Annotated in this window: 13 protein-coding genes and 1 tRNA gene; 8 read left to right on the top strand and 6 right to left on the bottom strand. The window is 56.5% G+C overall.

What is annotated here, in order from left to right; all coding sequences use genetic code 11:
- Window positions 1-278: 278 nt before the first annotated feature.
- Both M7439_RS03010 and htpX read right to left on the bottom strand, forming a co-directional pair.
- Window positions 279-848, bottom strand: a complete 570-nt coding sequence (locus tag M7439_RS03010) for a hypothetical protein (RefSeq protein ID WP_298346720.1) — start codon at window positions 846-848, stop codon at window positions 279-281.
- A 1-nt stretch (window position 849) separates the two neighbouring features.
- Window positions 850-1,809 carry a zinc metalloprotease HtpX gene (gene htpX, locus M7439_RS03005; protein ID WP_298346718.1) on the bottom strand — a complete coding sequence of 320 codons (960 nt, stop codon included), beginning with the start codon at window positions 1,807-1,809 and terminating at the stop codon, window positions 850-852.
- Between the two features lie 193 nt (window positions 1,810-2,002).
- On the opposite strand from htpX, the gene M7439_RS03000 reads away from it, so the two are divergent.
- Together M7439_RS03000 and M7439_RS02995 are read left to right on the top strand one after the other, a co-directional pair.
- Window positions 2,003-2,647: a d(CMP) kinase gene (locus M7439_RS03000; protein WP_298346971.1), complete on the top strand. Its 645-nt coding sequence runs from the start codon at window positions 2,003-2,005 to the stop codon at window positions 2,645-2,647.
- The gene (locus M7439_RS02995; protein WP_298346716.1) at window positions 2,647-3,345 is read left to right on the top strand and encodes a 1-acyl-sn-glycerol-3-phosphate acyltransferase; all 699 of its coding nucleotides are present in this window, start codon (window positions 2,647-2,649) and stop codon (window positions 3,343-3,345) included. Before M7439_RS03000 ends, M7439_RS02995 begins: the two co-directional genes overlap by 1 nt.
- Before the next feature lie 148 nt (window positions 3,346-3,493).
- On the opposite strand, the gene ispH is transcribed toward M7439_RS02995, so the two are convergent.
- The gene (ispH, locus tag M7439_RS02990; protein WP_298346715.1) at window positions 3,494-4,552 is read right to left on the bottom strand and encodes a 4-hydroxy-3-methylbut-2-enyl diphosphate reductase; all 1,059 of its coding nucleotides are present in this window, start codon (window positions 4,550-4,552) and stop codon (window positions 3,494-3,496) included.
- A gap of 76 nt (window positions 4,553-4,628) precedes the next feature.
- Here ispH and M7439_RS02985 point away from each other — a divergent pair, with 76 nt between their 5' ends.
- From M7439_RS02985 to M7439_RS02960, 6 genes are all read left to right on the top strand, one after another.
- A complete protein-coding gene (locus M7439_RS02985) occupies window positions 4,629-6,020 on the top strand; it encodes a DUF512 domain-containing protein (RefSeq protein ID WP_298346713.1) in 1,392 nt (463 codons plus the stop codon).
- Entirely contained in the window at window positions 6,013-7,377 is a 1,365-nt protein-coding gene (der, locus tag M7439_RS02980; protein WP_298346711.1) for a ribosome biogenesis GTPase Der, read from the top strand. Before M7439_RS02985 ends, der begins: the two co-directional genes overlap by 8 nt.
- A gap of 36 nt (window positions 7,378-7,413) precedes the next feature.
- Window positions 7,414-8,934, top strand: a complete 1,521-nt coding sequence (locus M7439_RS02975) for an acyl-CoA carboxylase subunit beta (protein WP_298346709.1) — start codon at window positions 7,414-7,416, stop codon at window positions 8,932-8,934.
- Between the two features lie 318 nt (window positions 8,935-9,252).
- Entirely contained in the window at window positions 9,253-10,167 is a 915-nt protein-coding gene (locus tag M7439_RS02970; RefSeq protein ID WP_298346707.1) for an MBL fold metallo-hydrolase, read from the top strand.
- 54 nt (window positions 10,168-10,221) lie between these two features.
- Window positions 10,222-11,337: a methyl-accepting chemotaxis protein gene (locus tag M7439_RS02965; protein WP_298346706.1), complete on the top strand. Its 1,116-nt coding sequence runs from the start codon at window positions 10,222-10,224 to the stop codon at window positions 11,335-11,337.
- A 76-nt stretch (window positions 11,338-11,413) separates the two neighbouring features.
- Window positions 11,414-11,491: transfer RNA gene (locus M7439_RS02960), tRNA-Pro, on the top strand.
- Window positions 11,492-11,601: 110 nt separating this feature from the next.
- Here M7439_RS02960 and M7439_RS02955 read toward each other — a convergent pair.
- From M7439_RS02955 to M7439_RS02945, 3 genes are all read right to left on the bottom strand, one after another.
- A complete protein-coding gene (locus M7439_RS02955; protein ID WP_308464378.1) occupies window positions 11,602-11,814 on the bottom strand; it encodes a hypothetical protein in 213 nt (70 codons plus the stop codon).
- A 22-nt stretch (window positions 11,815-11,836) separates the two neighbouring features.
- On the bottom strand, window positions 11,837-12,499 hold the full coding sequence (locus tag M7439_RS02950) for a hypothetical protein (RefSeq protein WP_308464377.1): 663 nt from the start codon (window positions 12,497-12,499) through the stop codon (window positions 11,837-11,839).
- Window positions 12,487-12,736: hypothetical protein (locus tag M7439_RS02945; RefSeq protein ID WP_308464376.1), on the bottom strand; the 250-nt coding region annotated here is incomplete at its 5' end. The genes M7439_RS02950 and M7439_RS02945, both read right to left, overlap by 13 nt.

Below are 12,736 nucleotides of genomic sequence, written 5' to 3'. Positions count from 1 at the left end.
AGGGACATCAACGCAGATTGTGAGTCTGGAACTAGGCAGACCGGCGGCGAGGGCCCTTAAAAGGAATTTCGTCACTGTTGTTAACCTGAAACAGTCCGTGTGCCAGGGATCGCTGGGCCCGTGGATCGCCGCGGTTGGCTGTACTGTGATGCGCTCGGTCGACTCGTCCTCCTGAGGGAGCGGTCACGCGCCATGAGAATGATGCGAGCATGCGCCATCGATTCAAAGTGATGGTGATCCCGCGTGAGCGATAGCTACGGTTTTGGACTGATGTGGTGCTAGGGGTGAATCGGTATATCCCAAAGAGGAAACCACCGCTGTATGTCGGTCTCCACTGGGAGGTCGGTACCGACAATTGCCTTCAGGGAGAGTTCCTTTTCGTTGTCGCGACGTTCGTGAGCGAGGGGTACGAAGGGATAGAACGTTCCACGCTTATAGAGATAGACCCAGTAGACCATGCTCTGATCCTTCGTGTCCTGAAAGGGGTAGAGCGAACAGAGGAGCTGCGGTGAGAAGCCGTGGTCCTCAAGACTGCGGTTCACTGCATGAGAGGCGGTTACGACGGTCTCCAGGTCGTCGCCGTTGATCACGACCCAACGGTATCCATAGGAGTCGGTTGAGAGTGAGATCTTGACGTCGGACATCTCCTTGAGAACGTCTTGGAACTCGGATTCGGTGTTGGCGAACGCCGCCCCGGAGGCCGGCTTGAAGACCACGGCCGCCTGCATGGTGGGTACAAGGTTCGCTGACACTTGGAGCGTGATGGCGGCACTCGACAGGGCAAAGATTGAGTCAAGGTTTGCATTGACCTGCTTGGATTTACCCAAAATGGTAGCAAAGAAACCCACGCTATTCCGCTTTCCCGAGTTCCCGATCGAGTTCGTCGAGCTGTGCGATGCGCTTTTCGATACTGGGGTGGGTGGCAAAGAGTCCAGAGGCGAGCGATGGATTGCGGGGGTTGATGGCTGGGGTGAAGAAAAAGGCGTTAAAGGCCTGTGCGGTGCGCAGGTCTTTGGTAGGGATTTGCCCCATTGTTCCAGAGATGCGGAGAAGCGCTGATTTCAAGGCTGCTGGGCGCCCAATCAGGATGGCTCCTGCGCGGTCAGCGGCTAATTCGCGATAGCGAGAGAGAGCACTGATGAGCAAGAAACTGATGGCATACACGACTGCCGAGATCAGCATGATCGTCATCTCGATGGCGATAATATTTCCCCCACCGTTGCCACGACCTCCTCCACGGCCACGCCCGCCACCGTAGCCTCCTCCCATCATGCCACCAAAGATTTCAGAGTAGAACATCAATCGGGTCAGCAGGCCGGCGAGTACGCCGAGGAAGGAAGCGATCGTCATCACCACAACGTCCCGATGCGCGATATGGCTGAGTTCATGCGACAAGACGGCCTCGAGCTCTTGCGGGGGTAGTCGACGCATCAGGCCACGGGTGACACACACCACTGCGTTCTTGGGGCTCCGTCCGGTGGCGAAGGCATTGGGGACGTCGAGTTCAGAGATGGCGATCTTTGGCATCGGCATGTCGGCCAAAGTGGTGAGTCGGGCAACGATCTGGTAAAGCTCGGGTGCCTGTTCCTGGGTGACGATGTGACCATGCATCCCAAAGAGCGCAATGCGGTCTGAGAAGTAGAGCTGCGCCACGAGCAGGGCGACGGCGATGATCACGACCGTGATGGCGCCAACACCAACCGCGATCAAGAGCCCAAAAAAGAGAACGTAGACGAGCCCAAGAAGAAAGATCGTGAATGCCATGCGAGCACTTAACCCTCTATCCTTTACATATCGAGATTCCGCCATTGATCACCTTTCTTGGATCTTTCGCCTTCCGTTCACCTGCAGTAGGTTTGCTCACACAACCAACGAGAAGCTCCGCTTCATCCTTGACGAAGAGGTGCCTCACCAGCTCTCTTCCTGCTATTCTAGCAGCTGGTAGGCGAAAGGTAGAAGTGGGTTCTGGCCGACGTATTCAGGAAGTCTGGTCATAGTGACGATGGCAATTGTTGCCATCGACGGACCAGGGGGTTCAGGAAAGTCGACTATCGCTTCGCGGCTCGCAGAACGTCTTGCTGTGCCGATGTTGTCGACAGGACTTTTTTTTCGGGTCGCCGCCTGGGGCCTGGCGCCTGTCCTCAGCGAAGATCGATTGGAGCCCGGTTCTGTGGAGGATTGGTTTGATCATCACCGGATCACCGTCAAAGGGGATCGTGCTCTGCTTGATGACGGTTATCTCGGCGAGGAGCTGCGTTTACCGATGGTCCAGCAGATCCTCTCACTGGTCGCAGCGGACTCTACGGTACGACGGCGTATCTTGGAGCTGGAGCGGGCGCAGATCAGTAGCCTCGGCTCGTGCGTCGTGGAGGGTCGTGATATCGGATCGGTAGTATGGCCCGAGGCGATCTGCAAGTTCTATCTTGTCGCGCGCCAACAGATCCGCATCGAGCGGCGGCCGGAGGAGGGGTTGGAGTTGATCGATCGCGATCGAAAGGACTCAGTACGTCGTGATGCGCCGTTGAGGATGGCTCGTGACGCATTTCTGGTGGATAACTCGGATGAACCAATCGAAGTCCTGGTCGAGCGCATGGCTCGCCTCGTGGCTCTCCAGTCAGAGCGCGCCTCTGTCGAGGCCCCAAGCTAATGGATCGAACGCGCTACATCGCACCATCTGCCTTCGAGCGGCGCTTCTATCAGGGGGCACAGCGAACCGTGGAGGGCTGGAATCGCCATTTCTGGTTGGCGACGGTGCATTATGAGACTCCGATGCCAAAGCCTCCCTATATCCTGGCACCCACGCATCGTTCGAATATCGATACGCTGTTGGTCGGCTCTATCACCCGTGATCCGATGACGTACATGGCTAAATCGGGCATCTTTTCCAATCCGATCTTCGCCAAACTTTTGCGGCTTCTCGGTGGCTTTCCTGTTGACCGGGACGGCACCGACCGCGATGCGGTGGAGATTGCCCAGGCAGCGCTCCTCTCTGGATCGAGTCTCGTGGTCTTTCCTGAGGGAACACGCCGTAGAGGTGCCATGGTGGAGGATCTCGAAGAGGGAGCCTCCTATCTGGCACTCAAGGCCATGGTGCCCATTGTCCCTGTCGGTATTGCTGGTTCTGAACAGGCGATGCCGGTGGGCGCCAGGCTCATCTATCCTGCACCCATCGCGATCGAGGTGGGTGCCTCGCTGATGCCGCTGTCAGTGCGTTCGGGCAACGTCTCCACCGCGAGGGTACGCCGCTCGGAGATTACCAGACTGACCGAACAGCTGAGGTCGGAGTTGAATCGACTGCGCACTCAGGCTGAGCATGAGCGGGTCCGGCTGCGTTCGACGCTCTAGAAAACGCTTAGGGGGAGCAGCGAGGACGTGGCAAGATCTCCCGGCGACCGTTGGACGCCTGTGGTCATCGAGCATGGGCATCATGCGGCTGAGGGTTGACCATGGAAGGCGTCGATCGATAGGCCGCCGCTGGTACGGATCCTATGACCTAGGTGGGTGATCGTTCGGGCGACCAAGCGGGCTCATTGGTAAGGTCCTCAAGCGCATCGCGGGCGGAGTCGTGTCGTCCAACCTCAGGTGGTAGGTCTTTGTCAAGAAGGAGCGCCGCTGCCGCGGTGAGTCCGCTGAGTAACTCTCGTAATTCGGGTGGAGCTGGGAAGAACTCCTCCTCGACGGTTGAGGTGACGACCTCGCAGCCCTCAACTGGCGCAAGCCGATCGACGACGCGCGCGACGACATCCTCAGCCGCCGAGGCACCGGCGGTGATGCCGACGATCCCAGTCAGATCGTCAGGTAGTTCCATCTCTGAGTTGATCCGCAGCACGTTGGCGACGCCATGACTCCTGGCGACTCGCTCAAGTGCGCGCGTGTTCGATGAGTTCTCGGAGCCGATCACGATGAGGGTATCGACGCGAGGAGCAATGGCGCTAACCGCAGCTTGTCGGTTGGTGGTCGCATAACACAGATCCGAGCGACCTGGCATCCACACCTCGCCAAGATGCTCCTTTGCTTGGTCGGCCAGTGCGCTCCACTCCGGAACCGCAAGGGTGGTTTGTGCCAATAGGGCGATCGGGCGATCATCTTTGGCGAGTGCATCGACGTCGGCGCTTGTCTCAACGAAGTCAACCGAGCCTGGTGCCTCAGCGATAGCACCGACCGCCTCTTCATGACCGCGATGGCCGATGTAGACAATACGATACCCCTTCTTGGCACGCGTGCGAATCTCGTGGTGGACCTTGGTCACCAGTGGGCAGACCGCGTCGATCACGGTTCCATCCTGCCTACGGGCATCCTCAATGACCCCCGGGGCTGATCCATGTGCGCTGAGCATGATCGGCGAACCTTTGGGGACATCGGCGATGTCTTGGACGAAGATGACGCCGACTCTCGTGAAGGTCTCGACTACCAGCTTGTTATGAACAATCTCATGATAACAGTAGATGGGGGGTGGGAAGATACGGACCATCCAAGCCAGGGCGTTGATCGCCTTCTCGACGCCTGCGCAGAATCCACGCGGGGATGCCAAAATGACCTTTTCTACCCTCACTCTCCTCAGTCTAGGCGGGATCGAAACACCTGGGATTGCCGTTGAAACCGAGTCGCACCCTTTAGGCTGGTCCTGTATGCCTCACCCCTCGATTCTCCGTGTTTCTCCAGGCTCCCCCGCGGAGCGAGGAGGGGTCGTCGCCGGCGATGCCCTCGTCGCAGTCAATGGTGTCCCTCCGAGGGATATCATCGACTATCAGCAGCTTGTCGATGGCCCGGATCCTATCGTCACCATCGAGCGTTCCGGTCTTGAACTAGAGCTCCCGATCGACAAGCCTGCGGGCACGTTAGTTGGTATGGAGATCTCAGATGCTCTCTTTGATAAGGTCCGAACCTGTGACAATCACTGTGAATTTTGTTTTATCTATCAACTTCCAAAGGGCCTCCGGCGTACGCTCTATGTCAAAGACGATGACTACCGACTCTCTTTCCTCTACGGCAACTTTACGACACTAACTCGTTTTACTGAAGCCGATTTCGAACGTGTTATCACCGAACGGTTGAGTCCGTTGTATGTCTCCATCCATACCACAGACCCCTTGTTGCGGTCGGAGATGTTGCGCAACCGGCGTGGGGCAACCTCCCTTCGATGGTTGGAGCATCTTCTTGATGCAGGTGTCACTGTCCATGGGCAGATTGTTCTTGCACCGGACATCAACGACGGGGACCATCTGCGTGCAACGTTGACCGATATTTTGTTGCAGTTCCCAAAACTGGCCTCGGTCGGCGTCGTGCCGCTGGGGGTCTCGAAGTATACCAAGGAACCAAGAATGCGTCCGATGACCAAGACAGAGGCGCAAGAAGCTATTGCGACCGTCGAGGAGTATGCAGCCGTTGCCCGGGCGATGCTTGGGAAAACGCTGTTTTACTGTTCGGACGAGTTCTATCTCTTAGGTGAAGTGGAGTTTCCGATTCCGTCGACCTATGAGAACTTCGAGCAACTAGAGAATGGGGTAGGGGTGACAAGGGCTTTTGAACGCGAATTCCTCCTTCGCGAACGATCGAAGGCGGTGAGTCATTCGGGGTTTTTTGCCTCCATCGATGGAGCTCCAGCCCTCGGCTACCGCTCGGTCCGCTTTCGCTCGAAGGGTTTTGGGGAGCGTCGTACAAAGGGCTCGCTGTCGATGGCGATCATCACCTCGGTGTATGGAAAACTTGCGCTCGAACGGATACTCTCAGATGGCGGACATCTGCCAGTTGATGTCATAGAGGTGCGCAACGAATTCTTTGGGGGCAATATTGCGGTGACTGGGCTCATGAGTGGTGAGGATGTCGCTCGAGCTATCGCGGATGTGGATGTGGATCGACTACTGTTGCCGGATATCTGTCTCAGCGAGGGAAGATTTATCGATGGCCTCGATGCACGTGAATTGCCCCGCGAGGTTGAGGTGGTACCAACGGATGGTGCTTCTTTGGCGGCGGCCCTTGAGGGGCTGGCCTTCCCTTTGATTGGAGGTTCCCGTGGCTGAGGTCACCAAGGTAGCGATCGTGGGGCGTCCAAACGTCGGAAAATCCTCTCTATTCAACCGTATGGTGGGGAGGCGAGTTGCGGTCGTCGAGGAGCGCGCCAAGGTCACGCGCGATTTGAAGGTTGGTGAAACCAACTGGCGAGGTCGAACTTTTGAGTTTATGGATACCGGTGGCTGGCTTGACAAGGGCGATGATCTCGACCAGAAGGTATCGCAGATGGCAGAACGAGCGGTGCGAGAGTCCGATATCGTACTCTTCTTAGTCGATGTCCGCACAGGTGTCACTGAAGAGGACCTCGATGTCGCCAAGATGCTGCACCGGCGTCCAGGCTCGACCATTCTTGTCGCGAACAAGGTCGACCATGATCGGTATGAACCACAGATCTATGAGTTTTTACAGTTAGGTTTTGGGGATCCGCTGGCGATTTCCGCTATGCATGGGCGGAACACGGGCGATCTTCTTGATCTACTCGGTGAGCGCACTGGTGGATTTGCTACCACCGACCCTGGTGAGATGCCGCTCTTGGATGATCTCAACGAGGTCGAGGAGCAAGAGGAGTTGCCGCTCACTGATGCAGTGCGGCTGGAGGCACTCGAACTGACGGTGGCGATCGTCGGTCGACCAAACGCTGGTAAGTCAACGTTGTTTAACCGTGTGGTGGGACAAGAGCGAGCGGTGGTCTACGATCGACCCGGAACCACCGTCGATACCATCGATACGGTGATCGAGACAGAGATGGGACCCGTACGGTTTTTTGATACCGCTGGACTGCGCAGACGATCACGATATGCCGAGGCGACGGAGTATTATTCGATGGTCCGCACCCTCCGGGCCATCGATAGTTGTAACGTAGCCATCTTGGTGGTGGACGCCACGACAGGCGTCACCGGCTGGGATCAACGTCTTGCGGAGCGTATCGATCTTTCGGGTTCGCCGATCGTTCTTGTGCTCAACAAGTGGGACTTACTCGACCATGACGCACGACTGATGGTCAACGCGCAGGTGAGCGACCGGCTATCCTTCCTGACTGGGGTGGAGCCGATGCGGATATCGGCACAGAGCGGCAAGGGAGTGCATCGGTTGCTCCCGAAGATCTTTGAGGCCCAGACTGCCTATCGATCGCGAGTTCCCACCGGTGAGCTCAATCGATTCTTGCGCTCGCTTCAAGGGGCAAATCCACCGCGAGAGGGTCGAATACTCTACATTGTGCAAGGGGCGACGGAGCCACCAACGTTTACGTTGTTTGCGAGCAAACCGCTCACGGCTTCGTACTTAAAGTTCTTAGAGAATCGAATTCGTGATCGATATAACCTGGGTTCGACCCCGGTCAAGTTGCGGGTTCGACGCAGGGATTAGCCTAGATCGCGGATTGGTCATACAGGTGGGAGCAGCATGAATGAACGCATAACGGAGCGGGCGGAACAGATCAAGTATGGCTGGCCGCGCTTGGTCGAGGAGAAGTTGCGGAAGGCAGAAAAATTGCATGCCCGGGAGCGTATCTCGTTACTCGTCGACCAGGGTTCGTTCCGAGAGGATGGCCTCTTTGCCAACGAGCGTGATCCTGGGCTGCCAGCTGATGGTGTGATCACCGGTACTGGTACGATCGATGGGCGGCCGGTCGCAATCATGGCCAATGATCAGACGGTTAAGGCTGGCTCTTGGGGTGCACGCACCGTCGAAAAGAGCATCCGGATTACCGAGTTGGCCTATGCCGAGATGTTGCCGATCTTCTATCTCGTGGATTCTGCGGGTGCGCGAATTACCGATCAAGTAGACCTCTTCCCTGGCCGTCGTGGTGCAGGACGTATTTTTGCCAACCAGGTTCGTCTCTCCGGCAGGGTGCCCCAGATCTGTTGTCTTTTCGGCCCTTCTGCCGCGGGCGGCGCCTATATCCCTGCCTTCTGCGATGTGGTCTTTATGGTCGAAAAGAACGCTTCGATGTATCTTGGCTCACCGCGAATGGCGGAGGTCGTGATCGGGGAGAGGGTGACCCTCGAAGAGATGGGCGGAGCACGGATGCATGCTTCGGTCTCTGGGTGTGGTGACAACCTCGTAGCCGATGATGAGGCGGCGCTCATAGCGGCTCGCGCCTATCTCTCCTATCTCCCAACGAGTTATGAGGAGGATCCACCACTTGAGGAGGCCGTGGATCCGGTTGCTGAGTTTGATGACTCGATGATTCCGTCTCAGGCCCAGCAAGGTTATGACATGCATGTGGTGATCAACTCCCTCGTCGATGCCGGGAGTTTCTTCGAAATAAAACCCTTGTTTGCGACTGAAATTTTGGTGGGCTTCGCTCGTCTTAACGGTGCAGCGATTGGGATTGTGGCGAATAACCCGATGTCTAAGGGAGGAGTCCTCTTTGGAGACTCAGCCGACAAGGCAGCTCGCTTCATCTGGAACTGTGACGCCTTCAATATCCCCTTGCTATTCTTGGCGGATGTTCCGGGATTCATGATCGGATCCCAGGTAGAGCGTCAGGGGATTATTCGCCACGGTGCCAAGATGATCACCGCGGTGGCCGAGGCGACGGTGCCCAAGATCTCGGTGATCGTGCGCAAAGCCTACGGGGCCGGACTCTACGCGATGTGCGGTCCAGGCTTCTCTCCTGAGGCCACGATTGCATTACCATCAGCTGCCATCGCTGTGATGGGGCCGGAGCCCGCCGTGAACGCTGTCTACTACAACAAGATTGCTAGTATCGAGGATCCCGAAGAGCGTGCTGAGTTCGTACGCGTCAAGCGCGAGGAGTATGAGAAGGACGTTGACCTTCTTCGATTGGCGAGTGACCTGGTAATCGATGCGATCATCGAAGGGCGTTTCTTGCGGCAAGAACTTATCGCGCGATTCGAACGAGCCAGTCGACGGGATCGGTTCTTCTCCGGTCGAAGGCACGGCGTACCTCCGGTCTAGGGGTTGGTCGGCAGCAGCTGGTAGACTCACAGTATGCCGTGGTGCGAGAATTGTGAGCGATTTCAAGACTCAGAGGAGATCGACCGCGAGGGACACTGTCCGGGCTGTGGCACCGTTATCGCGGCGCCTAAGAAGAAGCCTTGGCACTTCAAGCTCTTGATTGTTGCTACGGTGTTGTACTTGACATATCGTCTTATCCAGCTGATTCTTTGGCTTCACCATGTGCTCTAGTTGGTTGGCCGACGACTTGGAGTGTAGCGATGGGCTGCGCGGGTGTGTGTTGACGGCGATCATGGATCTCGTTTCGTAGGCGCTTCGATGATTCACGCATTTGAAACCCAGACACTTGAGATTGGCGATGGGATTTTTGCCTACATCCAACGTGATGGATCTTGGTACCTCAACAACGCGGGAATCATCCCCGATCATAAGCTTTCTTACTTCATCGATTCTGCAGCTACGGTGGCGCGCACGGAGGCGCTCCTTGGTGAAGCTCGTCGACTTGGGGTTGGCGACCGTACTGGGATGGTGGCCACTCATCACCATGGTGATCACACGAACGGAAATGCTACGATCGATCCAAGCTTTCTGGTGAGCCACGTGACGGTCCCCGAGGAGATGGCCAATGGTTTTGCGGTGCCGCCACCGGGATTGTTTACGCCAGTAGATTGGGGAGATATCGAGCTTCGGCTTCCTGATCTTACCTTTGCTTCGGAACTAGCATTGCAGATGGGCGAACACCGAGTAGAACTTCGACACCTTGGACATCCAGCACATACGCTCGGTGACTGCGTCGTCTACTTCCCGGATGACCGCATCCTGTTCGCTGGCGATCTCGCCTTCAACGGTGGTACTCCTTTTGCCCTGATGGGTTCGGTCCAAGGTTGGCTTCACTCCCTTGAAACCTTGCGCTCCCTCGATGTGCAAACGGTCATTCCTGGGCATGGCGAACCGTGCGGTATGGATGTGTTTAGGGATATCGAACGTTACCTCAGATTTGTCGAACAAGTGGCGGGTCAGGCCATCGAGGCTGGTGTTCAGCCGTTGGAGGCCGCCAAAAGTGTCGACTTGGGTGAATTCGCCGACTGGCATGACCCTGAGCGTATCGTTGGCAATCTGTACCGGGCTATGGCTGAGTTGACGGGGACACCACCTGGAGGGTCGGTAGATGTGGTGGCTGCATTCGGGGCGATGATTGCCTATCACGGCGGCCCGTTGGCCTGTTTTGCCTAACAGCAGATAGTCGGTCTGGGTCAAGCTCATCGCAATTGTGCCGATGAAGCTCACATGGGAAGAGCTTTTGCTGGCCTACGGCGTTCGAGTGTACCAGAAAGGGAGGTGCTTGACCACCTTGAGGTGCTCGTTGCACTCGCGACTCCTGATAGCGACGCGCACATCACGTATGTGACTCCCTATGCCGAGCGACAGCTGCGACTGAGTTCCGTTGGCGGAGCTGGGGAGCTGCATCAACTTTTTCAACATCCTGATCGGGCTCGCCGGGAGCTGCAGCGTCTGCGCACGACGCAGACGCTCGATCACGTTGAGCTCGATTACAACGTTGAGGGACGAGCGTTCGTGGCCAGGATCCACCTTGTCCGCAACGCTGAGAGCAGATCGGATGAGTATTTTCTTGTACAGTGGCGTGAAGTAACCACTCGTACGCGCGACGATCAGCGACGCCGTGAGTCGGATCAACACCGATCCTCGGTGGTCACAGAAGCAGTGAGTCAGATCGCCGCTGCGGTGGAGGAACTCTCAGTGACCGCTGGTGAGGTAGCTGCAAACACCCGCGTCGTGAAGGAAGCCGCAGACTCGGTGAATGGGAGAGCCGCTGAAAGTCGGGATGTTTTTTTTGCGGCAAAAGGGACAATCGATGAGATCTCGCGGCGCATGACCGAGACCTCGGTCACGTTAGCACGCCTCTCCGAGAAGACAAAGCTGATTGACGCCATGGTGTCTACTATCCAAAGTATTGCAGATCAGACAAATCTCCTCGCCTTGAACGCGGCGATTGAAGCTGCCCGCGCTGGTGCGGCTGGTCGGGGATTCGGGGTAGTCGCCGATGAGGTTCGCCAGTTGGCGAGTCGAGCACGAGGTGCCGCGTCCGAAATCACCAATCGAGTGGCCGAGGTGCGCTCTGGAACAATTGAGGTCGGTGAAGGCTTCGAGGAGAGTTTTCAAGAAGCCTTGCGTGGCGCAACCAACGCAGAAGCGGCTGCGATTGCCTTAGAGGATATCCTTACCGCGAATCGACAAGTGCGCGAGATGCTTCTTCGCATCAATAGTGCCACTGAGCAGCAGGAAGAGGCGACCATGGAGATCTCGAATCGACTGTCTGGTATTCTGGCAGCAACAGAGGATGCTGGTGAGGGGTCAAAACGACGGTTCGGGGTACGTGAGTAGATCTGATCTTGATCGAACGTGAGAAGGATTGTGTTCGACGACCTTCTGGCGCGGTGCGTTCGGTAGAATGGGCGCACGGGCTGTGGCGCAGCTTGGTTAGCGCGCTTGACTGGGGGTCAAGAGGTCGGGAGTTCAAATCTCCCCAGCCCGACCAGATTATGGCAGTTCAACGGCTATAAAAATTCCTCTGGGTGAAAACAGCCCTCAATGTGTGTCACTTGTAAAGTCACTTCACAGCGGCTAGAGGTCTGCGTGACTTACAAATCACCGAAAAATTGATCCATCTTGTCCGTAGCCTCGCGCAGTCGCTCCCGGAAGGTCTCTACAAACGCTCCCCGGCTTGCCATTTATCATCGCCGAGGTCACAGTATTGCCATGCGTGCTGGCCACCACCAACGTCTTGCCAGACGATGATGGAGTAGGTGTATCGAGTTCAATTTCGATGTAGAGCTTGTTGTCTCGTATTTCGACGTTCATGGAGGTCTCCGTTTTTCGTTATCTAGAGTCTTTGAGATGGGCTGGTGTTGCGATTGTCTGGAATGTTCCCACTAGGAACCGGCACTACTTGTGAATTTAGGGCCGCCCGGCGATTCTCGCTTCTCTTGAACCTACCCACTATGAGGGCTTGCCAGGTCTCGATTTCTTCCTCGCTCAACTCCGGAACTTTAGCCACATTATGGAGTAGCGCTTCCAGTTTCACCAAGCTGTACTCGATCATGGCATCGAGAAAGGGCCCGTCTTTCGGGCGATTGGCTATGGTTTTAGCAATGAAGAGATCCATGGGGTGCATGCAACGACCGACTACACCTCCAGTGTTTGCATTAAGCAACGGGTAGCATCGTGATTGCCATCCAACTGGAGCCCTCACCGTCTCGAGCGAGACGCCTTGCGCATAGACCCCAAAGGTCTGATGGAAATACGAACTCTCACCTATGGTGCCGTCGATAAGATCGGACTTCCACTCGTTGTTGTCGATAGGGATGATGTCCACTTCACTCGACATTGTGAAGACATCTGCCCATTGCCGTGGCGGATGCCCAGCGTATTTGCGTAACCACGGGAGTATCGATTGACTTCCGATGATTAGCACTTCACCATCGCCAAGAATCGCCCCGGATGACCGAATGAGGTGCTCCAACTCGTCGTCGGTCATGCTGCCCATTCGCTCTCAAAAGCGCGCAGAACCGCGGTGCGCTCGCTTTGTGTGAGTACCCCAGCGAATGGGGAACTGCTTCGCATGTCAATCCCATGCTGTTCAGGAGACAGCATGAGGGCATAGAGATCAGCGAGTCCGTCATCAGATGCCAGGGCTAGGGACAATCTCTCTACCCATTCCGCGAGCCAGATATCCTCGGGTCGTTGCCTAGAGAATTTTGATGCCCACTCCTGAGCCTGCCTG

The sequence above is a fragment of the Ferrimicrobium sp. genome, from assembly GCF_027319265.1.
GTDB lineage: Bacteria > Actinomycetota > Acidimicrobiia > Acidimicrobiales > Acidimicrobiaceae > Ferrimicrobium.
Note: the sequence above shows the minus strand (reverse complement) of the source record. Positions and strands in the feature narration are given on the sequence as shown.

What these genes read in the sequence shown, in the direction of transcription:
- M7439_RS02995 (WP_298346716.1), top strand. Translation starts at nt 2,647, where the DNA reads ATGGATCGAACGCGCTACATCGCACCATCTGCCTTCGAGCGGCGCTTC.
- M7439_RS02955 (WP_308464378.1), bottom strand. Translation starts at nt 11,814, where the DNA reads ATGAACGTCGAAATACGAGACAACAAGCTCTACATCGAAATTGAACTC.
- M7439_RS02950 (WP_308464377.1), bottom strand. Translation starts at nt 12,499, where the DNA reads ATGGGCAGCATGACCGACGACGAGTTGGAGCACCTCATTCGGTCATCC.
- M7439_RS02985 (WP_298346713.1), top strand. Translation starts at nt 4,629, where the DNA reads ATGCCTCACCCCTCGATTCTCCGTGTTTCTCCAGGCTCCCCCGCGGAG.
- htpX (WP_298346718.1), bottom strand. Translation starts at nt 1,809, where the DNA reads ATGGCGGAATCTCGATATGTAAAGGATAGAGGGTTAAGTGCTCGCATG.
- M7439_RS02965 (WP_298346706.1), top strand. Translation starts at nt 10,222, where the DNA reads ATGGGAAGAGCTTTTGCTGGCCTACGGCGTTCGAGTGTACCAGAAAGG.
- M7439_RS03000 (WP_298346971.1), top strand. Translation starts at nt 2,003, where the DNA reads ATGGCAATTGTTGCCATCGACGGACCAGGGGGTTCAGGAAAGTCGACT.
- M7439_RS02970 (WP_298346707.1), top strand. Translation starts at nt 9,253, where the DNA reads ATGATTCACGCATTTGAAACCCAGACACTTGAGATTGGCGATGGGATT.
- M7439_RS02975 (WP_298346709.1), top strand. Translation starts at nt 7,414, where the DNA reads ATGAATGAACGCATAACGGAGCGGGCGGAACAGATCAAGTATGGCTGG.